The organism is Gammaproteobacteria bacterium, assembly GCA_034522055.1.
Classification (GTDB): Bacteria; Pseudomonadota; Gammaproteobacteria; order JAABTG01; family JAABTG01; genus JAABTG01.
In genome coordinates this window covers 2,744,742-2,770,904 of record JAXHLS010000002.1, presented here as the reverse complement: position 1 = coordinate 2,770,904, position 26,163 = coordinate 2,744,742, and the positions used below count along the sequence as shown (strand labels likewise).

General features: G+C 67.4%; 3 protein-coding genes. All 3 read right to left on the bottom strand.

All coding sequences use genetic code 11. The annotated features are described in order from the left end of the window. Positions 1-18: 18 nt before the first annotated feature. The 3 genes from U5S82_13375 to U5S82_13365 are packed head-to-tail and all read right to left on the bottom strand — an operon-like array spanning position 19 to position 26,163. The gene (locus tag U5S82_13375; GenBank protein ID MDZ7752624.1) at positions 19-1,215 is read right to left on the bottom strand and encodes an aminopeptidase; all 1,197 of its coding nucleotides are present in this window, start codon (positions 1,213-1,215) and stop codon (positions 19-21) included. Next, positions 1,212-14,090, bottom strand: coding sequence for an amino acid adenylation domain-containing protein (locus U5S82_13370; GenBank protein MDZ7752623.1), 12,879 nt, complete (start codon positions 14,088-14,090; stop codon positions 1,212-1,214). Before U5S82_13370 ends, U5S82_13375 begins: the two co-directional genes overlap by 4 nt. Continuing rightward, the gene (locus U5S82_13365) at positions 14,017-26,163 is read right to left on the bottom strand and encodes an amino acid adenylation domain-containing protein (protein ID MDZ7752622.1); all 12,147 of its coding nucleotides are present in this window, start codon (positions 26,161-26,163) and stop codon (positions 14,017-14,019) included. The genes U5S82_13370 and U5S82_13365 overlap by 74 nt, the downstream gene beginning before the upstream one ends.

The window sequence follows — 26,163 nt, the reverse complement described above, 5'->3', positions numbered from 1 at the left end:
CGTGCACCATTCTCGCATTCACACCATGAATGTGCCGTTTCTCATCAACGGCACAGTCTCACCCCGGGCAGAGCAGCCGTCCACGTCCACGGCGCCGAGGAACGCATCGATGCCGATCGCGCTCCGGCCGACGTCGTCACCGACGGTAGCGGGCATGACGGCCACGTCAGGCCAACCGAAGCGAACGTGACAGCCCGACGTGCGGTCGACGGTCGGGTTGTGAAACTCGGCCGCGTAGCGCGTCGCCGGCGTGCCGTCCGGTGCTAGCCCGACGGCAACAATCCGTCCCGCGCCCCTATCTACACTGAGCACACCCTCGAGTGCCGCCCGACCCGATGCGGCCGTCATCGAGACGATGTCGCCGCCGCGGAATTCGAGCGCCGCGCCTGCGATGACGTCGCCCGCGACAGAGATCGGTTGCGCCAAGGCGAGCCGGCCACGCGCGCTGCGACAATCGACGGCGACGCGCACGTCTTCGGCAATCAGGCTCGGCGCGTAGCGGATGCCGTTGTGTGCCACGTCGGTGGCGCCGACCCACCGATGGCCGGCGGCGAGATTGACGGTCAGGTCGGTCTCATCGCCGTAGAGTCTGAGCGACCGCAAATCGCGCATTTGCAGCGCCGTGGCCCGCATGTCGAGTTCGGCCAGGTGCTGTCCGAGCCGACCTGCCGCATCCGGCCCGTCAGCATAGGCGGCGGCGCGCAAGGCATCGCTCAGCGTGGTAACCGCAGCCTCCACGGAGTTCCCGGTGAACACGCGCCGCGCCCAGCTCTCGGTCGCGAAAAGCAGCGTGCTGGCATTGACGAGCCGGCGTTCGAGCACGCGGGTCTCCGCGCGCGACGCGACCTCGAGTGCCTTGTGACCCTGCAGGGCCCGGGTCAAAGGCACATCGTCGACGAGATCGGGTAGCGGTCCGAGCACATCGAGCCGCGCTGTGCCCTGTTCGTGAGCCGTGGCCACGGCCGCCGGCAGCCATTCGGGCGCCTCGCCGAGTACCTGCTCGTCGGCCAGCAGCAGTCTTGCCCGCAAGGCCCGCGGATCTTCGAACAAACACGTAACGGGACCGGCCCCAAGCCGATAGGCAGCGCTCGTCAACTCGAGTACCAGATCGCTCGCGGCCAGTGGCGCACGGATCACGAGCGCCTGCCCGCGCTGCAGGTTGACGCCGAGACGTATCGCGAGGCCCGCGAGACGCGGCGTGTCGTTGGCGCTCATTTCTGCTCCGGCGGTAGCAACAGGCGTCGCAGCGCGTCCGCCATCTGCGCGACGGCGCGCGGTGTCAGCATATGATGATGCTCGGCGTCGACCATGTAGGCGTGAATCGCACCTCGCAGCCACGGGCGCCACAGCTCGGGCGATGCGCGGCTGCGGTCGAGACCGGCCGTCACGCGCGTGGCCGTGAACAAGTTGATGTCGCCTTCGAAGACATCGAATGATGCGGTCGCCGCTAGTCGCGTATTGTTGGCCATGATGGCAGCCAGCGCCTCGAGTCTGTCGACATCGAAGTAGCCGAGCACGCTCGACTGCGCCCGGGCGAGTTGTCGCATCTGAACGGCGTCGAGGGTCGGTTGCGCCGCCGGGACGTCGATGCCTGCCGAGAGCGCGATCTCACGCCAGCTCGCCTCGATGCTACCGGCCGAGCTACGATCCTGGGCCGAGAGCGATTGTGGCGGATACGCATCGACGAGGATCAAGCGCTCGATGGCTTCGCCCTCGGCCTGCAGTCGCGTCGCCAACCGGTGGGTGACGATGCCACCGAACGACCAGCCCAGCAGCCGGTACGGGCCATACGGCTGCACACGGCGAATCTGCTCGAGTGCGGCGCCAACGACGTCGTCGAGGCTTGTACACAGTGGATCACCGCCGAAACCTCGTGCCTGCACGGCGTACAGCGACTGGCCGGGCGGCAGGCTCGGGAGCAGGTTCGCGTACGCCCAACACAGACCGCTGCCCGGATGCAGACAGATGAGCGGCTGCCCGGACCCGGTGTCGCGCAGCGTCAGCAGTGCGTCGAATGCCGTACGGCCGTCGGTGGAGAGGCCGATGTGCCGCGCGAGGTCGGCGACGACCGGGTGCTCGAATATCGTCTGTATCGGCAGCTCACGGTCGAGGTGCTCCCCGACACGCTGGGCGAGACAGGCGGCCGTCAGTGAATGTCCGCCTAGATCGAAGAAGTTGTCGTCGACACCGACGCTGCCCAGGTCGAGTACGTCGGCGATAAGTTCGCACAGCAGACCGGCCTCGGGCGTTGCGGGCGCCGCATCGCCGGCGCGCGGTCGCGATGCGTCGGCGGCCGGCAGTGCGCGGCGGTCGAGTTTGCCCGTCGCCGTCAGCGGCAATTGCTCGAGGGGCACGAACACGCCAGGCAGCATGTAGTCGGGCAGCCTGTCGGCGAGCGCCGCTCGCAACGCGGCCGCATCGACCTCGGCGCCCGCCGCAGCGACGACGTAGGCGACCAGCCGTTTGTCGCCGCCATCGGTCGCCTGCGCGACGACGGCCCCGTCGTGCACGCCCGCGCAGTCGCGCAGTGCGGCAGTGACCTCGCCGGGCTCGATGCGGTAGCCGCGGATCTTGACCTGGTCGTCGGCGCGGCCGTGAAACACGAGGCCGCCATCGTCCCGCCAAGCGGCAAGGTCGCCGGTGCGATATAGGCGCCCGCCATGTCGATACGGGTTGGCGACAAAGCGGTCTGCGGTCAAACCTGCGCGTCGCCAGTAGCCGCGAGCGAGGCCGTATCCGCCCAGGTAGAGTTCACCGGTCACCCCGATGTCGCAGGGTCTGAGCGCGACGTCGAGGACATACGCTTGCGTGCTCGTCAATGGCGGGCCTATCGGCGCCTCGTCGCCCCGCTGGAGCGGGTCCTGCATCGTTGCAAAGATCGTCGCCTCGGTCGGCCCGTAGACATGGGCGATGCGCACGTCATTCGGCTGCCGCGCCTGCCAGTCGAACACGCGCCCGGTATCCATCGGCTCACCACCGATGACGAGCGCACGCAAGGGCATCGCCGTATCATGAGCCGCATCGACGTCGGCCAGCCGATGGAACGGCGCGGGCGTCTGGCTCAGCACGGTAACGCCTTCGGCAACCAGCAGTTCGCGCAGCGACTCGGCCGATCGCGCGACGTTGCGCGGCACGACGACGAGCCTGCCGCCGTGCAGCAGCGCGCCCCAGATCTCCCAGACGGAGAAGTCGAAGGCGAACGAATGAAACCCCGACCAGACGTCGTGCGCCGAGAAGTCGAATGACGGTCTCGCACGATCGAAGAGCCGCATGACGTTGGCATGGGTCGTGACGACACCTTTGGGTACGCCCGTGCTTCCTGACGTGTAAATGACATAGGCCGGGTGGTCGGGGTGCAACGGCCGCGTTCTGTGCCGATCGCCGGGCGCAGTCGTGACTGCCTGCGCCAGCGCATCCCGGCACGCGGGTTCGTCGAGCACGAGCACTGATTGGGCGTCAGTCACCGTTCGTGCGAGATCGGCTGTCGTCACCATCATCGCGGGCTGCGTGTCCTCGAGCATGAACTCGCGCCGCGCCGCCGGCAGCTCGGGCGCGATCGGCAGATACGCCGCGCCGCTTTTTAGCACGGCGAGTATGGCCACGAGCCGGTCGAGCGAACGCTCGAGCAGCAGAGCAACGACCTGCTCCGGGCCGATGCCGTACCCGATCAGGCGCCACGCGAGTCGGTTGGCCTGCGCGTCGAGTTCTGCAAACGTCAGACTCGTGTCGCCCGAGGTCACGGCAATCCGGTCGGGTGTGCGCGCGGCCTGTTCCTCGAAGCGATCGACGAGTGTCGTCGCCGGCGTGGGCGTATCGGTGGCGTTGAACTCGAGCACGAGTCGACGCCGCTCCTCGACGGCCAGGCCATCGATCGTGTACACGGGCTGATCCGGGTCGGCAACGATCTGTGTCAGCAGGCGCGTAAGTTGCGCGCCGAGTCGCTCGACAGTGGCCGCATCAAAGCACCCCGCGTCGTACAGCAGTCTGAGCGTCATGGCGCGCCCCGGAATCACGGCGAGGCTCAACGGATAGTGGTTGGCGCTGTGGCTCCTGAGCAGCCTGAGACGCAGTGTGTCGTCGACGGCTTTCCGGTGCGTCGCCGGGAAGTTCTCGAACGTGAACAGCGTGTCGAAGAGCACCGGCATGCGTGCCAGGCGGTGGATCTCCGCGAGTGGCAGATGCTGGTGCTCGAGCATATCGGCCTGAGTGGCCTGCAGGTCGCGCAGTAACCCGGCGATGGGCTGGTGCCCGGCCGTGCGCAACCTGAGCGGCGTCGTCGTGATCAGCAACCCGACGATGCCCTCGATGCCGGCGACGGGCACGTGCCGTCCCGATGCGACGTTGCCGAAACAGACGTCGGTTCGATTCGTGCGCCGGGCAATTAGGACGCCCCACGCCACCTGCAGCATCGTCGCGACCGTGACGCCCACTTGCCGGGCGACGGACTCGACGCGCGCGACGAACTCGCGATCGACCGCCACGTCGTACTGTGCTGGGGCGTGGGTCGTCGGGGCCTTCAGAGCCTTCGGGGCGACCAGCGTCGGCGATTCGAATCCCGACAGGTACGAACACCAGGCGTCGGCGGCAGGCTGCTTCGGCTGTGTCGCCAGCCAGTCCAGGTAGTCGCCCAATGATGCGCGCGCATCGGTAACTTCGTCTTCTGCGTACAGATCGGCCAGGTCCCGTTCCAGCAGTTGCCCGGACCAGCCGTCTGTGATCGCATGATGCAGCGTCAGCAGCAGACGATGTCGGGTCTCACCCAGACGAATCAGCGTTGCACGGAGGAGCGGCGGCCGGTCGAGGTCGAATCGTTGGAAACGGTCGCGCGCTTCGATGGCAGCGGCCTGTTCGATGCGCAGATCGTCGGGCAGCGATGCAAGGTCATGGTCCTGCCAGGGGAGTTCAACACGTCGAGTCACGACCTGCACCCAACCGCCGTTACTGTCTTCCGCAAAGCCTGCGCGCAATGCGGCATGCCGGGTCAGCAGGCGCTCGAACGCGCTCTGAAGCCGCTGCCGATCGAGCGGTCCCGGGACCTCGTAGACCGACTGCACAACATAGGGATCGTCGCCGGCCTCGGATCGCTCGGCATGGAACTTGAGGCCCGCCTGCAGGGGGGTCAACGGCCAGATGTGCTCGATGTCGGCGTAGCGCGTCGCGATCGCGGCGCGAGCGGCATCGTCAGCGGCGGAGAGAGGCTCGCGACGGGCTTTTGCAGGGCGCTCTGCGCAGCGCGCGAGCGCAGTCAGCTGCATGGCGAACTCATCTGCAAAGATGCGCGCCGCATCGTCATCGACGAGACGCGCAGCGAAACGCACGTTCAGATCCATGGTCGGGCCGTGCGCGGTGTCACGCGTCACCGCATTGATTGCCATCGCATGCGTCAGCGGCGTGGACGGATCTTCCACGCCCGCGAGCGTTGCAGACTCCGCCGTCGGCTGCCAGTCCGCATCGCCGACCGCGACGCGACCCAGGTAGTTGACTAAGATCTCTCCCGCCGGCGCCTTTCCGAGGTGGCGGGCACTGTCTTCGTCGAGATAGCGCAACACGCCGTAGCCGATACCCCGATCCGGCACCGCGGCCAGCTGGTCGCGAATCCGTTTCAGCACGACCGCCGGATCGTGGGCGTCTGTCGGACTCTGGTCGCCCGGGTCGAGTCGAACGGGAAACAACGACGTAAACCATCCGACCGTGCGCGACACGTCGAGCGATGGAGCGTCCGATACCTCGCGTCCATGCCCTTCAAGATCGACGCGCAACGCAGTGGACGACCGGTCCGGGAAACGAACGGCGATAGCGCGCGCCAGTGCGGTCAGCAGGATGTCGTTGATGCCGCAGTCGAACACGGCAGGCACCCGCGTCAACAGCGCGGCGGTCGTCCACGTCGGCAGCGAACTGTGTATCCATCGCGCACTGCCGGCCGTATCGAGCGCCGGATCGAGCGCTGCGCTGAGCAGCGGCTCGACGGGCGCACACATATCGAGCCAGAGCGGCAATTCGCGGCGTCGTTCGTGGGCAGTAGCCGCGAGCGCCTGTGCCCAAGTCGCGAACGGCGTCGTCCGCGGCGGCAGCGCGATGGCGGCACCGGCGATCCGCGCCCCGCAGGCAGACGCGAGGTCTTCGAGCAGCACCCGCCACGAGACGCCGTCGACGGCGATATGGTGGGCAACGAGCAGCAGCCGCGCCTTTTGTTCGGGCCCGGCATCGGCGATGGCGGCCGCGAGCACGGGACCGTTGCGCGGATCGAGCGCCAGCGCGGCATCTCGGCGCGCACGCTCGAGTTGGTGGTTGCGCTGCCGGCGCGACAGGCCGGCGGTCGTCAACGTCTCGACGGGAATCGGCACACTATCACCCGACGTGTCGAACGTCAGGGTTCGATCGTCGGCGATGCGTACCCGTAGCATCTCATGGTGCTCGACGAGTGCAGTCAGTGCTTGACTCAGCACGGATCGTGAGATACCGGTCGGCACGCGGATGACCACCGACTGGCTGAACGAATTAGCCGGAAGCAGCTGGGCGAACAACCAGCGCATGATGGGCGTGGTCGGGCACGTGTGCGGCGCAATGCCGACCGCGGCCTGCCGTTTGGCGGCCGTATCACCTCTGACCCTGACGGCAAGCTCGCCGATGACCGGATGCTCGAACACGACGCGCGGCGTCAGCTCGATGCCGTGGGCACGCGCACGTGTGACGAGTTGTATCGAGCTGATGCTGTCGCCACCGAGGTGGAAGAAGTTGTCACCTGGCGCGACCGCTTCGAGCCCGAGCAGGTCGGCGACGATGTCACAGAGCGTGGCCTCGGTCGTCTCGCGGGGCGCGGCAACAGGCGTCCGACGGGCGCGCCCTCGCGGCAACGCATGCCGGTCGAGTTTGCCGCTCGGCAGCGTCGGCAGCTGTTCGACGACCACGATCTCCGCCGGCACGAGCGCAGCCGGCAGTGCCGTTGAAAGGTCCGCATGCAGGCGCGGGCCGAGTTCGTCCGCAAGCGCGGCAAAGATCGGCGCGTTCGCGAGCGCCTGATCCGGCGCGACGGCGAACGGCGTCCAGTCGAGCCGTGGCAGCGGCTGCTCGGCCGCGCGTCGAAAGACGACGTCGAACGCACCGTCGGCGAGTGCTGCGGCGAGACTCAGGTCGACGACGAAGCCTGCGGCATGGCCCGCTCGTTCGAGGTCGGCCGGGTCGAGGCCGTGCGGGCCTCGGTCGATATCGATATCGGCAACGGTGCCCGACCGGCGTCGCAGCGCCGCGGCCGCGGTGGCCGCCTGCGATGTACGGCGGTTCGGTACGTTGCGGATCGCCAGGGTCTGCGCGCTGCCCAATCGATCGACGATGTCGTCGAGGTCGAGTGACTCAACGCGCCCGTCCAGCCAAGTGAGCGCGTCGACGGGCATGGTCTCTGCCGCGGTACGCAGTACGACGTCGTAGCGGAAGCGGGTAAGCTCGTTGACGGCGCTGCCGGTCTTCGGCAACACGTCGACCTGGCAGATCTGCGGCAGGCGTTGCTTGAGGCGGGTAAAAAAGCGTGGGTCGAGCGCGAGCTCGCGCTCGGCGTTGCGGCGTTGCCGAATGCGTTCGTTCAACTGGGCAGCGGACGCATCGGCGGCGGCGTCGTGCAATTCGAGCGCGGCGTAGAACGCATCGAGCAGCGCGAGGTTGCGTATGTCGCCCAGGAACAGGCTTCCGCCGGGGGCCAGGCAGCGCCCGACCAGCTGCTCGAGGACCGCGACCAGGTAGTCTGCGTCCGGGAAGTACTGAACGACCGACGACAGCACGATCGTGTCGAAGTCCGTGCCCAGCCCTACGACCTCGTCGGCACGGCGCACCTCGAAACGCGCATCGGCAAGGCCCACAACACGCGCGCACAAGGCGGGATCGGCCTTGAGCGCACGCAGCCGATCGATACGCTCAACGGCGAGATCGGTGCCAACATAGCCGTCGCAGTCGGCGAGCAGCGGGAACAGGATCAGCCCGGCGCCGCAGCCGATTTCGAGGATACGGCCCGGACCGAGCGCGCGGATGCGCGCCGTGGTGCCATCGACGTAGTCGGTCATGTCGCCGGCCGCCAGCGGTTCGCCCGTATACGCACTGTTCCAGCCCGAGGTATCGAACAAAGGATCACGATCATCGCTAATGAGCTCGCGCTCGACGTCTTGCCACAGCGCGAGCTGACGCTCGCGCAGGCGTCGCACGAGGTCCGTGACAGACGGAGACCGGCGCTCGGGCGTTACGCAGGCCAAGAGGCGCGTCGTGCCATCGGATGCGTCGGCGACGACGGCCGCCGAGTTGACGTCGGCGTGCGCCGTCAGCCAGGTCTCGACTTCGAGCGGCTCGACGCGCACACCGCGGATCTTGACCTGGTCGTCGGCACGGCCTGTGAAGTCGAGGTTGCCGTCCGCACGCCAGGTTGCGAGATCGCCCGTACGGTACAAACGATCGCCGGGTTGAAAAGGATTCGCGATGAAGCGCGTTGCGGTCAGGCCCGGCCGCGCGCGGTAACCGCGTGCGAGACCGACGCCGCCGACATACAGCTCGCCCGTCACGCCGATCGGGCACGGCTTGAGGCCCGCGTCCAGCACATAGCAGCGCACGTTCGCGATGGGCGCGCCGATCGGCATCTCGCCGTCCTCGATGCGCGCGCTCATCGTCGCGCAGACCGTTGTCTCGGTCGGGCCGTAAGCGTTAAACAGGCGCGTGCGCTCGGACCAACGCGCGGCGAGCGCGGGCGGACAGGCTTCACCTGCGACGATCAGCGTGGGGGCCGGATCGAACACAGTGGGCACAAGTGTCGCGAGCACGGTCGGCGTCACGGTGGCGTGAGTGATGTTCGCCGTCGACATCATGTCGGTCAGGGCGTCCCCGGCACGCGCGTCGCCGGGCGCAATGACCAACTCAGCGCCACGGCACAGTGCCATGATGAGCTCGGACACGGCCGCGTCGAACGCCATCGACGCGAGCTGCAGGACCCGCGATGCCGACGACACGCCGACGTGTTCACTCTGTGCCGCCGCCAGGTTCGGCAGTCCTCGATGCGTGACGACCACGCCTTTGGGCCGGCCGATGCTGCCGGAAGTGTAAATGACGTAAGCCGCATGCTCCGGTCGCAGCGGCAGGTGTCTGTCGCCGTCGCCCGGTGCGTGCCTTGGGCGCCTGCGCAATTCGGACCGCATGGCGGGATCGTCGAGCAGCAGGCAGTCGATGCGCTTGACACTCAGCCTCGTTACGAGTTCGCGCGTGGAAATGATCAATTCCGGCGCTGCGTCTTCGATCATGAGCGTAAGACGCGGGCCCGGATAGGCCGGATCAAGCGGCAGGAACGCCGCGCCCGACTTCAAGGTTGCGAGCACGGCGACGACGAGGTCGATCGAGCGATCGAGCAGGATCGCGACCGTGCGCTCGGGGCCTGCGCCCGCCGCGATCAGCTGCCATGCGAGTTCGTTCGCGCGCGCGTGAAATTGCGCGTAATTGAGCGTCGTTGCGCCGAACCGCAGCGCAATGTTGTGCGGCATCGACTCGACCGTCGCTTCGAGCAACTCGACGAGCGTCGTGGCCGTAAGCGGCGCGTCGGTCGCGTTGTAGCCGTCGACGACCCGACGTCGTTCGTCCTCGTCGAGCATATCGAGCGCCTGAACGGGCATCGACGGTGTCGCAGCGATCTGTCGCAGCAGGCGCTCGAGCCGGGCGCGCATCGCCTCGATGTCGGCGCGGCGAAAGACGTCGGCGTTGTAATGCAGCCGGAGCGTCAGGCCGTCCTCCGGAAGCGCCGAGAGACTCAGTGGATAGTGGTTCGAGTTGTGTCCGCTGACGCTCGCGAGCGGCAGGTCGTCATCGGACTCGGGCACGGGCAGCGCCTCGACTGGGTAGTTCTCGAACGTGAACAGCGTGTCGAAAACGGCGGGCTTGTCGAGGAGCCGGTGAATCTCGGTCAGCGGCAGATGCTGGTGTTCGAGCAGCGCGGCCTGCTCGCGCTGCAGGCGTTTGAGCAGAGCCTCGACCGACTCGTGTCGGTCCAGCCGGACCCTGAGGGGCGTCGTCGTGATGATCAGGCCGAGCATGTCCTCAATGCCATCAACGGGCGCATGCCGGCCCGAGGCGACGTTGCCGAAACACAGGTCGACCGAGTTCGTCAGCCGCGCGAGCAGCATGGCCCAGGCGAGCTGCAGAACGTTGGCGAATGTGACACCGAGCTGCCGGGCCTGGGCCTGCAGCGCCTCAGTCAGTGCGGTGTCGACGACGGACTCGAGCTGCGCCGGATTGGGCGCGGTGCCGGCGGCCGCGGGCGCAATCAGCGCGGCGGCGTCGAAACCGTCGAAATAGGCGCGCCAGGCTTGTTCGGCAGCCGCTACGTCCTGGCGCGCGAGCCACACGAGGTAGTTCCGGAATGCGGCGGGCGCGACCGTGGGCATCGCTTCCGTGCGATACGCCTCGAGCAGATCGCGCAGCATGATCGTCGTCGACCAGCCGTCGCCGAGCAGGTGGTGCTGCGACAGCAACAGACGATGATGCGTGTCCGACAGCCGCAGCAGTGTCGCGCGCAGCAGCGGCGCCTCGTCGAGTAGAAAACGACGGCCTCGGTCGAGCGCGGCAATGTCGGCAGCCTCTGCCTCGCGGCCGTCGGCATCGAGGTCGCGCAGGTCGTGGTTGATCCATGGAACGACGGGTGCGCGGCGGACGATCTGCAGCGGGCGTCCGCTACGATCCTTGACGAAGGCGATGCGAAGCGAGGCATGGCGCTCGAGCAGTCGTTCGAACGCGCGGCGCAAACGACGCGTGTCGAGTTCGCCGGCGAATTCTAGGACGAGTTGTACGTGATAGGGGTCGGCCGTGTCGGACTCGAACTCGGCATGGAACCAGAGACCCTGTTGCAGCGGCGTCAGCGGCCAGACGTCCTCGATCTCGCCATGGTCCGAGGCCAGTGCCTCGCGCTCGGCGTCGCTCACGAACGCATGTGCCGCTCGCTCCGCGGCGTCTTCGTTGACGGGACGGGCCGCCGTCGCACTGCCGCTGCGTAACAGGTCGCCGATCTGCGGATGGAAGAATACGTCGCGTGCCTCAATCCTCAGACCGCGCTCGCGGGCGCGATTGACGAGGCGTACTGCATCAATACTGTCGCCGCCAAGATGGAAGAAGTTGTCGCCCAAGCCTACGTGCGGAACCTCGAGCAAGTCGGCGAGGAGCTCGCAAAGCACCCGCTCGTCGTCGGTCGTGGGCGCGACGTGCGGCGCGGTCATGTCATCGTGCGGCCTCGGCAACGCGCCGCGGTCGACTTTGCCGTTCGAAGTGAGCGACAGCTCGTCAATCGTCAGATAGTTCGACGGCACCATGTAATCCGGCAGCAGGTCCTCGAGGTACCTGCGCAGCCGCATCGAGAGCGCGTGCTGTGCGTGCTCGTCGGCGGGCGTCGGCGTTGCTGGCACCACACAGGCGACGACGCGCTGCGTCTGCACCGAGCGGTGAAGATAGGCCGCGGCAGCGTCGACGTCGGGGTGTTCGTTAAGTGCGTTTTCGATTTCGCCGAGTTCGATGCGGAAGCCGCGCAGTTTGACCTGCTGGTCCTCGCGGCCCAGGAACTCGATCGAGGCGTCGGGCCGGTAACGGCCGAGGTCCCCCGTGTCGTAGAGGCGCTCGCCCGTGTCGGGGTGGATGATGAAGCGCTCCGCGGTCTGGCCCGGGTCGTTCCAGTAACTGTGGGCGAGGCCCTGGCCGCCGATGAACAGCCGCCCTGTCGTGCGTATCGGGCATGGCAGCAGGTGCTCATCAAAGACATGGAACGACTGGTTGGCGAGCGGCGTGCCGTAAGGGATCGAGGTCCAGTCGGGCTCGACCTGGTCGATCGGATAGTAGATCGACCAGATCGAGGCCTCGGTGGCACCCCCCAGGCTGATGACGCGGCCGTCGGGGACGGCTGCGTTGATGCGTCCGGGCAGGCTCACGGGAATCCAGTCACCCGAGAGCATGACGAGGCGCAGCGAGGCGAGCTGTTCCCCGGCCTGCTCGCCGATCGCCGTGAGCATGAGATCGGCGATCGCGGGCACCGAGTTCCAGATCGTGACCCGGTGTCGTTCGACGGCCCGGGCCCAGGCTCGAGGGTTCTGATGGCCGTCGAGCGGTGGTACGACGACGGCGCCGCCGGCGCCGAGGACGCCGAACAGGTCGAAGATCGACAGGTCGAATTCGAGTGACGACACCCACAGCACGCGATCGTTGCGCTGGATGTCGAAGCGGCGCTCTAGATCGTCGAGGGTGTTGCGCGCAGCGCAATGCTGGATGGCAACGCCCTTGGGCTGGCCCGTGCTGCCCGACGTGTAGATGACGTAGGCGATGTCGTCGGGGGTGTGCCGCGGCGCGAGTCTCGAAGGCGCTACGACCGGGACGCTATCCGGCACCTCGACGATCGTTACGCGTTGCTGCCAGTCGCGATCACGCTGCAGGCGCGCCTGGATGACGGCGACGCGTGCGCCCGACTGCGCCAGAATGGTCTGGATGCGGGCATCGGGCTGGCCGGCGCTGATCGGCAGGAACGCCCTGCCCGTCTCGAGCACGGCGAGGCTGGCGATGATCTGCTCTACGCCCTTCTCCATCACAATGGCAACGAGGACATCTTCATTGGAGAGTACACGTCCGAGCGCCTGCGCGAGGGCAAGGCTCCGTGCCTCGAGCTCGCGATAGGTCAATGCCTGCTCGTCGCCGATGACGGCGATCGCGTCGGGGTATACGCGCATGGCGGCGAACACGGGGTCGTGCAGCAACGTGCGTGCATGCTCGAGGTCGGTGGTCGTGTCGTTGACGGCGGCGATCAGGCGCTGCTCGCTCGCGGGCACGAGCGAGCGCCGCGCGTCGGTCCAGGCGGCATCGTCTGTGGCGAGCGCCCGCAACAACCCAACATATGCCTCGAACATTGCATCGAGCAGGCCGGGCGGGAACAGCGCCTCGGGTGCATCCCAGTCAATCGTCAGTATGCCGCCTTGCTCGTAGACTTTGTTGTCGAGCCAGGTCTGCGGCGTCTCGGTGATGCTGTAGACGAGCTCGGCATCGTCAGAGAGGTCTGCGACCCGCTCCCCAAGCAGACTCGTGAACACGACCGGCAGCAGCCCGGCGTGCGGGTCGCCCGCGCGCTGCGCGATCAGGCGCTGCACGTCGACGCCCGTGAAGTCGCGGTGGTCGAGATCGCAGGCGAGCTGCTGCTGCAACGCAGTCGCGCGATCGACGAACGCACCGACCCTCGAGCGGTGCACGGCCAGCGGGGTCAGGTTCGTAAACACGCCGAGCATCGTCGCGATGTCGCCGTGCAGCAGACGCCGATCGCCGACGGTGAGGTTGAGCGTGAAGTCGTCGTGGCGTGCCCAGGTGCCGATGATCTCGGCATAAGCAGTCAACAACACGGTTGAGGGCGTCAGGCCGTTGTATCGAGCGCGTTGGGTCAGCCGCCGCCAAGTGTCGATATCGAGCAGCGCCTGGCGGCGGCTGAAGTGTGGGTCCTCGAGTCGGGTCGGGTCGACGGCCAACGGCAGCACGGGCGCCGGCGGCAGGTCGTCGAGGCGCGACGCCCAGTACTCGCGGGCAGCGTCCCGCGCGGCGGCCTGGGCATCGCCGTGCACGTGCAGCACGTAGTCGCGGAACGTGTGCAACGCGCGAGCCGTTTCCTCGTAGCGGCAATGAAGGCGGTCGAAGACCTCGGCCAACAACAGGCTCGTGCTCTCGCCGTCGAGGATCATCGCGTCGATGCGCAGGTGCAGTCGCCAGTCGTCGTCGGCTACGCGCGTGACGCGCACGTCGAACAACGGCCAGCGGTGCGCCGCCTGGCAGGTACGCGCCATAGTCTGGCGTATCGCCTCGACGCGGGCTTCGGGATCGTCGTCACCGCGTACGTCGACGACCGCGATCGTGAATTCAGCCGGTTGGTCGAGGACCCGCTGCGTCGCGTCGTCGTCGATGATCGTGCGGAGCATCGGGTGGTGGTCGATCGTCGCCTGCCAGGCGCGGGGCATCGCTTCGGCGTCGAGCGCCCGCAGTCGATACTCACTGTAGGCATGGCAGGCGACCCGACCCAACGCGACGAGGTCCTGGCGGCCGAGCCAGTAGGCCGATTGCACGGGCGTCAGCGGAAACGGCACGTGTGCCTGGTCCGCATCCGCTCCGAGCGCCGTCGCCTGGCGCCGGCATGCCGAGCATCGCAAGTCGTGCGGCGAGGTCGCCGAGTCGAGGTGTCTCGAAAACCGCGCGCAGCGGCAGCGTCTTGCCAGTCTGCTCCTGGATGCGTGCAACGAACCGCGTCGCGAGTAGCGAGTGGCCGCCCAGGTGAAAGAAATGGTCATCGACGCCGACGCGATCGACGCCCAGGAGTTCAGCGACGAGTTCACACAGCAGCTGTTCGTCCTCGCTGGTCGGCGCCCCATGGTTGCTGCTCATGCCGGCGTCGGCGGCAACCGGCAAGGCGGCGCGATCAAGTTTGCCGTTCGGTGTCAGCGGTAACGCATCCACGGCGACAAACACAGCGGGAATGAACACGTCCGGAAGCCGCATGGCAAGGTGTGCGCGCAGTGTTTCGGTGTCGAACTCTGCACGCGATACGACATACGCAACCAGGCGGGTCTCGCCGTTCGATGCCTTGTCTGCTATGACCACCGCATTGACGACATCGGGATGGCGCGCCAGCGTGGACTCGATTTCCGCGGGCTCGATGCGATGGCCGCGCAGCTTGATCTGCTCGTCGTTGCGCCCGTAGCAGCGCAGCTCGCCATCGGAGCGCCAGGCCGCGAGGTCGCCCGTGCGATACAGTCGCTCGCCGGGTCGATACGGACTGGCGATGAAGTGCACGGCGGTCAGCCCGGGTCGGTTGAGGTAGCCGCGCGCGAGGCTCGGCCCAGCGAGATAGAGCTCACCCGCGACATTAACGGGGCACGGACGCAGCCGCTCGTCGAGCACGTATGCATGCACGCCCGGATACGGCCGGCCGATCGTGATGTCGGCGGGTTCGTCGACGACGGCTGCTGTGACGCCGACCGTGGCCTCGGTCGGCCCATACTCATTGAAGATGCGGACTCCGGGGCAACGCTGCCGCAGGGTCTCGACATGGGCAGCTGTCAGCGCCTCGCCGCCGAGGATCGCCGTCTCGAGTCGACCGGTTTCGAACGGCAGCTCGGCCAGCAGGGCAACGTGCGACGGCGTGAGTTTGACGGCCGTTCCCTGCAATGCAGAAGCCAGCGCCGCAGCCGTGTCGTCTTCGGGCATGAGCCTGAGTGTCCCGCCGGTGACGAGCGGAGCAAAGATCGTCGTCAGGCTCAGGTCAAATACAACCGGCGTCAGCAACGCCATGTCGGCGCTGTCCTCGCCAAGCACACCGATGACCTGGCCGACATAGCGTGCCAGGCTGCCACGGCTGATCATCACACCTTTCGGCATGCCCGTGCTGCCAGAAGTGTACAACACGTACGCCGCGTGCTGCGGGTGCAACGGCATAGCACGTTCGCTGTCGTCGATCGGATTCGGCGGTGGTCCGTCATCGTTGATCAGCGCGTGCGCATCGAGCACCGATGCGGACGTATTGCCTCCGTCGTCCGACGTGCCAAGCACGAGGACGGGACCAGCATCGTCGAGCAGCTGTCGACGGCGAGCGGGCGGCGTCTCGGGAAGCAATGGCAGCCAAGTGGCACCGGCCTTGAGCACGGCCAGCAGCGACACGATCAGATCCACCGACCGCGGCAGTTCCGTGGCCACGATCCGCTCGGGACCGATGCCCTTCTCGATCAGCTGTCGCGCGAGCCGGTTGCTGCGCGCATCGAGTTCGGCATACGTCATGCGCGTGTCGGTGCTCGTGACGGCGACGACCCCAGGTGCGGCGTGCACCCGCCCCTCGAACAACGTGATGACGTCGGCGACGTCGGCCACGGCCTCATCCCCGCGGCCGAATACCTGCAACAACCGGTCGCATTCGTCGGCCGCCACCAGCGGCAGATCGTCGAGCCGGCAGTCCGGTCGGTCTGCGACATGGGTCAGCAGACGCACGTAGCGCGCAACGAGTGCCTCGACCGTCACCGCGTCGAACAAGGCCGCGTTGTACTCGAGCTCGGCGTCGATGCCCACGGCCCGACCGTCATCGGAGTTGCGCTCGATCAGACTAAAAGACAGATCGAACTTCGCGGCCACCGGCGCGACTTCGAGCGCATCGATCGCCACGCCATCAAACTCGACCGCGATCGGCGGCGTGTTGTGCAGCACGAGCATCGTCTGGAACAACGGTTGCCGCCCGCGTCTGCGCGCCGGTTCGAGTTGTTCGACCAGGTGCTCGAAGGGCAGATCCTGGTGTGCGAACGCCGCGAGGCAGATGCTGCGCGCACGACCGATCAGATCGATGAACGGCGGGTTGCCGCGCAGGTCGTTGCGTAGCACGAGCGTGTTGACGAAGAAGCCGACGAGCGGCTCGAGCACGGCGTCCGTGCGGCCGGCGATTGCCGTGCCGAGCGGAATGTCGTTGCCGGCGCCGAGGCGCGACAGCAACGCGGCCAGCCCGGCCTGCAGGGTCATGAACAGCGTCGCGTCCGAGTCTCGGCTGAGTGTCGCGAGCGCTTCGTGCAGTTGCGCCGGCAGCGTGAACGTCACGTGACCAGCCGGCGCGTCGAGTCTGCGCGAGCCGTCGTACGGTAGAGCAAGCTCGTCGGGCAGCCCGTCTAGTTGCGTACACCAGTAGCGGGCCGTATGCCCGAGAGCATCATCTGGTTGCCGTTTCTCGTCGAATCGCGCGCGCGACCACAGTGCGTAGTCGGCGTACTGCACGGGCAGCGGGTCGAATGCGGGTACCGCACCCCGCCGCCTGGCCGCATACGCCCGCGACAGGTCGGCCAGCAACGGCCGGATCGACCAGCCGTCGGCGGCCGTGTGATGCACGACGATGACGAGCACATGGACGGCGGCGTCGTGGCGCAGCAGAACCGCGCGGATCGGCAGCTCCCGGTCGAGTGCGAACGGCAGCCGGGTCATCGCCGCGACATCCGCCTCCAGCTGATTAGAGTCGCGACGCTCTAGCGCGATGCCCGCTTCGGCGACCGCCACGATCTGTTGCCTCGGCTCGCCGCCGTTATCAACGAGCAGCGTGCGCAGGCTCTCGTGGCGGGCGACGACATCACGGAGTGCTTGGTCGAGTGCCTCGTCATCGAGCGGCCCCGACAGTTGGAGCGCGATCGGAATGTTGTAGCCCGGGCTGCCACCCTCGAGCCGGTCGAGGAACCACAGCCGCGCCTGCGGGAACGACAACGGCAGGCGTTCGGGTCGCGGACCCGCAACCAATGCAGATCCCGACGCGGGCAGCCGCTCGAGTGCCGCCGCGAGGTCGGCGAGACCCGGCGTCTCGAACACCGCACGGATCGGCAGCTCGCGATCGAGTTCGGTGCGGATGCGCGCGCAAAGCTGTGTCGCCGACAGCGAATGGCCGCCGAGATGAAAGAAGTGATCGTCTAGACCGACGCGCTCAACGCCGAGAAGTTCGGCAACGATCGCGCACAGCAGCACGGCTTCGGGCGTCTCGGGCGCGACGTAGCGTGTCTCACGGCCGGCCGCGTCGGGTGCTGGCAATGCCGCCCGATCTACCTTGCCGTTCGCCGTCACCGGAAGCGCGTCGAGTGCCACGTAGGACGTCGGCACCATGTAATCCGGCAGGCGTTCGAGCAGCCACGCCCGCAGCGTGTCACTCAGCGGCTCTCGGCCGTGCGCCTCGAGCGCAGGTCGGAACGGCTGCCAGGTCTGCGTCTGCCCAGCCTCGATGGCCCCGGCTACGATCACGTGTAGCGACTCGTCGTCGTCCTCAAGGCCGAGGGCGTCTCTGACGATGCGATCGCCGTAGCCGCCGACCGGGCAGCCGCCGATCTCGAGTGCCACGCCTGCATCCAGCAAGGCCTGCGACGCGTAGCCAGCCTCGATAAGGCAGGCGTCGCGTGCCCAGTCACCGTAGAGCGGCCGGATCGCCGGCATGTGGGCAACGAGTACGACCGCCAGACCGGCGGCCGATGCGAGTTTCGCGTTCTGCGCGTCGAAGCCGAGCGCGAGGCCGTCGGCACCGCGCCCGGCGTGCCCGAGCTGGTGGGTCTGCGGATCGTAGCGGTAGGCACCGCCGGCGAGGCCCTCAATGGCACCGTCTTTGACGAGAAGATACGCCCGCACCGCGTAGAGGCCGCCGGCCGACGGGTAGCGCCGCTTGGGCAGCGGTGTGTCGTCGAGTCGCATGGCCTGCAACACGCCGAGCCAACGGCCGAGCGCGTCGAGTGACAGCGGTCTTGACGAGAAATGTCGGTAGCTCTGACGGGCCACGAACGTGGCGCGCCGGTCGCCTTCGAATGCCGCTCCGGGCAGCGCGACGGCCCAAGCATCGTCGTCGATGAGCGACTGCGTCGATGCCTGCAGCGTGAAGGCCGCGCGCTCGGACGGCGCCAGCGTCGCATCATCCTCGCCCGTTCGCCCGCGCACGACGTACGCGACGAGTCGAGGTTCGGGAGTCTGGTGCAGCACGGCCACGGCACTATGCACGTCGGGGTGTTCGTTAAGTGCGTTTTCGATTTCGCCGAGTTCGATGCGGAAGCCGCGCAGTTTGACCTGCTGGTCCTCGCGGCCCAGGAACTCGATCGAGGCGTCGGGCCGGTAACGGCCGAGGTCCCCCGTGTCGTAGAGGCGCTCGCCCGTGTCGGGGTGGATGATGAAGCGCTCCGCGGTCTGGCCCGGGTCGTTCCAGTAACTGTGGGCGAGGCCCTGGCCGCCGATGAACAGCCGCCCTGTCGTGCGTATCGGGCATGGCAGCAGGTGCTCATCAAAGACATGGAACGACTGGTTGGCGAGCGGCGTGCCGTAAGGGATCGAGGTCCAGTCGGGCTCGACCTGGTCGATCGGATAGTAGATCGACCAGATCGAGGCCTCGGTGGCACCCCCCAGGCTGATGACGCGGCCGTCGGGGACGGCTGCGTTGATGCGTCCGGGCAGGCTCACGGGAATCCAGTCACCCGAGAGCATGACGAGGCGCAGCGAGGCGAGCTGTTCCCCGGCCTGCTCGCCGATCGCCGTGAGCATGAGATCGGCGATCGCGGGCACCGAGTTCCAGATCGTGACCCGGTGTCGTTCGACGGCCCGGGCCCAGGCTCGAGGGTTCTGATGGCCGTCGAGCGGTGGTACGACGACGGCGCCGCCGGCGCCGAGGACGCCGAACAGGTCGAAGATCGACAGGTCGAATTCGAGTGACGACACCCACAGCACGCGATCGTTGCGCTGGATGTCGAAGCGGCGCTCTAGATCGTCGAGGGTGTTGCGCGCAGCGCAATGCTGGATGGCAACGCCCTTGGGCTGGCCCGTGCTGCCCGACGTGTAGATGACGTAGGCGATGTCGTCGGGGGTGTGCCGCGGCGCGAGTCTCGAAGGCGCTACGACCGGGACGCTATCCGGCACCTCGACGATCGTTACGCGTTGCTGCCAGTCGCGATCACGCTGCAGGCGCGCCTGGATGACGGCGACGCGTGCGCCCGACTGCGCCAGAATGGTCTGGATGCGGGCATCGGGCTGGCCGGCGCTGATCGGCAGGAACGCCCTGCCCGTCTCGAGCACGGCGAGGCTGGCGATGATCTGCTCTACGCCCTTCTCCATCACAATGGCAACGAGGACATCTTCATTGGAGAGTACACGTCCGAGCGCCTGCGCGAGGGCAAGGCTCCGTGCCTCGAGCTCGCGATAGGTCAATGCCTGCTCGTCGCCGATGACGGCGATCGCGTCGGGGTATACGCGCATGGCGGCGAACACGGGGTCGTGCAGCAACGTGCGTGCATGCTCGAGGTCGGTGGTCGTGTCGTTGACGGCGGCGATCAGGCGCTGCTCGCTCGCGGGCACGAGCGAGCGCCGCGCGTCGGTCCAGGCGGCATCGTCTGTGGCGAGCGCCCGCAACAACCCAACATATGCCTCGAACATTGCATCGAGCAGGCCGGGCGGGAACAGCGCCTCGGGTGCATCCCAGTCAATCGTCAGTATGCCGCCTTGCTCGTAGACTTTGTTGTCGAGCCAGGTCTGCGGCGTCTCGGTGATGCTGTAGACGAGCTCGGCATCGTCAGAGAGGTCTGCGACCCGCTCCCCAAGCAGACTCGTGAACACGACCGGCAGCAGCCCGGCGTGCGGGTCGCCCGCGCGCTGCGCGATCAGGCGCTGCACGTCGACGCCCGTGAAGTCGCGGTGGTCGAGATCGCAGGCGAGCTGCTGCTGCAACGCAGTCGCGCGATCGACGAACGCACCGACCCTCGAGCGGTGCACGGCCAGCGGGGTCAGGTTCGTAAACACGCCGAGCATCGTCGCGATGTCGCCGTGCAGCAGACGCCGATCGCCGACGGTGAGGTTGAGCGTGAAGTCGTCGTGGCGTGCCCAGGTGCCGATGATCTCGGCATAAGCAGTCAACAACACGGTTGAGGGCGTCAGGCCGTTGTATCGAGCGCGTTGGGTCAGCCGCCGCCAAGTGTCGATATCGAGCAGCGCCTGGCGGCGGCTGAAGTGTGGGTCCTCGAGTCGGGTCGGGTCGACGGCCAACGGCAGCACGGGCGCCGGCGGCAGGTCGTCGAGGCGCGACGCCCAGTACTCGCGGGCAGCGTCCCGCGCGGCGGCCTGGGCATCGCCGTGCACGTGCAGCACGTAGTCGCGGAACGTGTGCAACGCGCGAGCCGTTTCCTCGTAGCGGCAATGAAGGCGGTCGAAGACCTCGGCCAACAACAGGCTCGTGCTCTCGCCGTCGAGGATCATCGCGTCGATGCGCAGGTGCAGTCGCCAGTCGTCGTCGGCTACGCGCGTGACGCGCACGTCGAACAACGGCCAGCGGTGCGCCGCCTGGCAGGTACGCGCCATAGTCTGGCGTATCGCCTCGACGCGGGCTTCGGGATCGTCGTCACCGCGTACGTCGACGACCGCGATCGTGAATTCAGCCGGTTGGTCGAGGACCCGCTGCGTCGCGTCGTCGTCGATGATCGTGCGGAGCATCGGGTGGTGGTCGATCGTCGCCTGCCAGGCGCGGGGCATCGCTTCGGCGTCGAGCGCCCGCAGTCGATACTCACTGTAGGCATGGCAGGCGACCCGACCCAACGCGACGAGGTCCTGGCGGCCGAGCCAGTAGGCCGATTGCACGGGCGTCAGCGGAAACGGCACGTGTGCCTGGTCCGCATCCGCTCCGAGCGCCGTCGCCGGCGCCGGCATGCCGAGCATCGCAAGTCGTGCGGCGAGGTCGCCGAGTCGAGGTGTCTCGAAAACCGCGCGCAGCGGCAGCGTCTTGCCAGTCTGCTCCTGGATGCGTGCAACGAACCGCGTCGCGAGTAGCGAGTGGCCGCCCAGGTGAAAGAAATGGTCATCGACGCCGACGCGATCGACGCCCAGGAGTTCAGCGACGAGTTCACACAGCAGCTGTTCGTCCTCGCTGGTCGGCGCCCCATGGTTGCTGCTCATGCCGGCGTCGGCGGCAACCGGCAAGGCGGCGCGATCAAGTTTGCCGTTCGGTGTCAGCGGTAACGCATCCACGGCGACAAACACAGCGGGAATGAACACGTCCGGAAGCCGCATGGCAAGGTGTGCGCGCAGTGTTTCGGTGTCGAACTCTGCACGCGATACGACATACGCAACCAGGCGGGTCTCGCCGTTCGATGCCTTGTCTGCTATGACCACCGCATTGACGACATCGGGATGGCGCGCCAGCGTGGACTCGATTTCCGCGGGCTCGATGCGATGGCCGCGCAGCTTGATCTGCTCGTCGTTGCGCCCGTAGCAGCGCAGCTCGCCATCGGAGCGCCAGGCCGCGAGGTCGCCCGTGCGATACAGTCGCTCGCCGGGTCGATACGGACTGGCGATGAAGTGCACGGCGGTCAGCCCGGGTCGGTTGAGGTAGCCGCGCGCGAGGCTCGGCCCAGCGAGATAGAGCTCACCCGCGACATTAACGGGGCACGGACGCAGCCGCTCGTCGAGCACGTATGCATGCACGCCCGGATACGGCCGGCCGATCGTGATGTCGGCGGGTTCGTCGACGACGGCTGCTGTGACGCCGACCGTGGCCTCGGTCGGCCCATACTCATTGAAGATGCGGACTCCGGGGCAACGCTGCCGCAGGGTCTCGACATGGGCAGCTGTCAGCGCCTCGCCGCCGAGGATCGCCGTCTCGAGTCGACCGGTTTCGAACGGCAGCTCGGCCAGCAGGGCAACGTGCGACGGTGTGAGTTTGACGGCCGTTCCCTGCAATGCAGAAGCCAGCGCCGCAGCCGTGTCGTCTTCGGGCATGAGCCTGAGTGTCCCGCCGGTGACGAGCGGAGCAAAGATCGTCGTCAGGCTCAGGTCAAATACAACCGGCGTCAGCAACGCCATGTCGGCGCTGTCCTCGCCAAGCACACCGATGACCTGGCCGACATAGCGTGCCAGGCTGCCACGGCTAATCATCACACCTTTCGGCATGCCCGTGCTGCCCGACGTATACAACACGTACGCCGCGTGCTGTGGCCACATCGGCGCCGTGCGCTCTTCGTAGGCGATCGGCCCCAGAGACCGCGTGTCGTCGTCGATTAGCGCGCGAACGTCGAGCGCGGGAATGTGGAGCGCTGGGCCATGGCCGTCGAGCGCAACGCCGTCGCCCGTGCCCAGCACCGCGACGGGTTGCGCGTCCTCAAGCACGTGTCGACGGCGGGCAGGCGGCATTCCGGGGGCCAGCGGAAGCCAGACGGCACCGGCCTTCAGGATCCCGAGTATTGCCACGACCAGCTCGACCGATCGCGGCAGCTCGGTGGCTACGATCCGCTCGGCGCCGACGCCAGCGCCCAGGAGCTGGCGTGCAAGCCGGTTGCTGACCGCATCGAGTTCCTGGTAGCACACGGCTCTGCCATCGAACTTGAGCGCCGCGGTATCGGGCGCCGCCTGCGCCTGCGCCTCAAACCGCGCAATGACGTCGACGGCGTTCGACCCTGACTCACCCTGACTGAACCCTTCAACTAACCGGCGGCGCTCGGCGTCGTCGAGCAGCGGCAGCGTTGCCAACCGGCACTCAGGATGGTCGACGATGTGTTCCAGCAGACGACGGTAGCGGGCCACGAGTGCCTCGGTCGTCGCCGCCTCGAACAGGCTAGCGTTATACTCGAGTTCCGCTTCGAGGCCAGCGGCACACCCGTCCGTATCGCGGCGCTCGACGAAGCTCCACGACAGGTCGAACTTCGCAGTCGTCGACGGTACCGAGATCGCCGTTGCTTCCACGCCGTCCAGTTCAAGCGCAAACGGCGGCGTATTGTGCAGCACGAGCATCGTCTGGAACAACGGTTGCCGCCCGCGTCTGCGCGCCGGTTCGAGTTGTTCGACTAGGCGTTCGAAGGGCAGGTCCTGGTGCGCATACGCGGCGAGACAGGTGCTGCGCGCGCGCTCGATAAGCTCGAGGAACGTCGGGTCGCCAGTCGTGTCGTTGCGCAGCACGAGCGTGTTGACGAAGAAGCCGACAAGCGGCTCGAGCACGGCTTCCGCCCGACCAGCGATCGCCGTGCCAAGCGGAATGTCGTTGCCGGCGCCGAGGCGCGACAGCAACGCAGCCAGTGCGGTCTGCAAGGTCATGAACAGCGTTGTATCGGCGTCGAGGCTAAGCGCAATCAACTGCCGGTGCAGCTCGGCCGGCAGAGTGAACGCGATGCGACCCGCCGGGGCGTCGGGCGTGCGCGGCCGGTCATAGGGCAGAGCGAGTTCCTCCGGCAGGCCCTCGAGCTGCCCCTGCCAGTAGACGGCGTGGCGCGCGAGCGTGCCGCGTGCCGCGTATTCACGCGTCCACAGCACGTAGTCGGCGTACTGCACGGGCAGCGGGTCGAATGCGGGTACCGCACCCCGCCGCCTGGCCGCATACGCCCGCGACAGGTCGGCCAGCAACGGCCGGATCGACCAGCCGTCGGCGGCCGTGTGATGGACGACGATGACGAGCACATGGACGGCGACGTCGTGGCGCAGCAGAACCGCGCGTATCGGCAGGTCGCGATCGAGCACGAACGCGTTCCAGACAAACCCGGCAATCGATGCCTCGAGATCGGTCGAAGACACGCGGCGGCGTTCGAGCGCAAAGTGCGCATCGGCGGCGTCCACGATCTGTTGCCACGGCTCGCCCCCGTCCTCGACGAGCAACGTGCGCAAGCTCTCGTGGCGTCCGATGACATCCGAGAACGCCTGCTCGAGCACGCGCGCATCCAGTGGTCCCGAAAGCCGCAACACGATCGGGATGCTGTAGCCTGGACTCCCGCCCTCGAGCTGATCGAGGAACCACAGCCGCGCCTGCGGGAACGACAACGGCAGCCGCTCCGGCCGTGGGCCTGCTGCCAGCGCAAGACCGGATGCCGGCGTCAGCCGCTCGAGGGCTGCCGCAAGCTCGCGCATTACCGGCGTCTCGAACACCGCCTGTATAGGCAGATCGAGGCGGAGGTCCGCGCGAAGGCGTGCACAGAGCTGTGTTGCCGACAGCGAGTGACCGCCCAGGTGAAAGAAGTGGTCGCCGAGGCCGACTCGCTCGACGTCGAGTAGCTCGGCGACGAGCGCACACAGCTGCACCGCAGCACGCGTCTCCGGCGCGATATAGCGCGCGTGCATGCCGGCATCCTGCGGCACCGGCAATGAGTCGCGGTCGAGCTTGCCGTTGGCCGTCAGTGGCAGCGCGTCGAGCGCCACGTACGACGTCGGCAGCATGTAGTCGGGCAGCCGCTCCGAAAGCCAGGCGCGGAAGGCCTGCTGTGAATGCCGGACGTTCGCGACGACGTAGGCGACGAGTATCGTCTCGCCCAGGTGGTTCTCGCGCGCGACGACCGCGACGCGGGACACGTCAGGGTGCGCGATCAATGCCGATTCGATCTCTGCTGGCTCGATGCGGTAGCCTCGAATCTTGATCTGCTCGTCGACCCGGCCCCGATAGACGAGGCTGCCGTCGGCGCGCCGTGCGGCAAGGTCGCCGCTCCGGTACATTCGCTCGCCGGGCCGATGCGGGTCCGCGACGAACCGCTCGGCCGTCATTGCACCGCGACGCCAGTATCCGCGCGCGAGCCCCGGGCCCGCGACGTACAGCTCACCCGTGTTGCCTACGGCCGCGGGTTCGAGTCGCTCGTCGAGTACATAGACGTCGAGGTCGTCCAGCGGCGTACCGATGAGGCCGGCGTTGCCCGGTGCAGCATGGCAGTTGCGCAGCGGCGCACAGGTCGCGTGTACGGTCGTCTCCGTGATGCCGTACATGTTGATCAGTTCCGGCTCAACATCACCATATTGCTCGAACCACGGCGCTAGGCCGGGCAGATCGAGGGCCTCGCCGCCAAAGATGATCTTGCGCAGTGCCCCGGGTCGCTCGAGCAGGGAGAAGAACGCCGACGGCGTCTGATTGAGGATCGTGACGCCGTGCTCGACAAGGAAACCGGACAGATCCCGAGCCGAGCGCGCGATCTCGCGGGGCACGATGGCGACCGAGCCGCCATGCAGCAGCGCACCCCAGAGTTCCCACACCGAGAAGTCGAACGCCAGCGAGTGAAACAACGCCCAGATGCTGTCTTCGTCGAAGTCGACATGTCGTCGCGTGGCATCGAAAAGCCGGACGACGTTCCTGTGGGTGTTCGTGACGCCTTTGGGTCGGCCCGTGCTGCCCGACGTGTAAATGATGTAGGCCGGGTGGTCGGGAAGGAGCGTCCCGTTGCGCTCCGGGTTGCCTGGTGCGTGCGACGGCAGCTGCGTGAACTCGGCACGCCTCTCGAGTTGGTCGATCCTGATGACGCGGACACGCGAGTCCGCTAGTCGTCCGGCCAGCGCCGCGGTCGTCAGCACGATGTCGGGGGTGGCGTCGCCGAGCACGTAGCGCAGGCGCTCGGCCGGGTGCTCGGGGTCGAGTGGCAGGTAGGCGGCGCCGCTCTTCAACACGCCGAGTATCGCCGTCACGCTGTCGACCGAGTGGTCGAGCAGCAGGCCGACGACGCTTTCAGGCTTGGCGTCGGCCCCGATCAACTGCCACGCCAGCCGGCTGGCCGCGCGGTCGAGTTCGGCATAGCGCAGCCGGGCGTCGCCGGCGACTACTGCGTTCTTGTGTGGCGTGCGTGCGGCCTGCGCCTCGAACAGCGAGACCAGCGTCGCACCGCTCGCAGAGGCACTGAGAGTGTCGCGGTAGGCGTTGTCGTCTCGCTGTCGGCGCGCCAT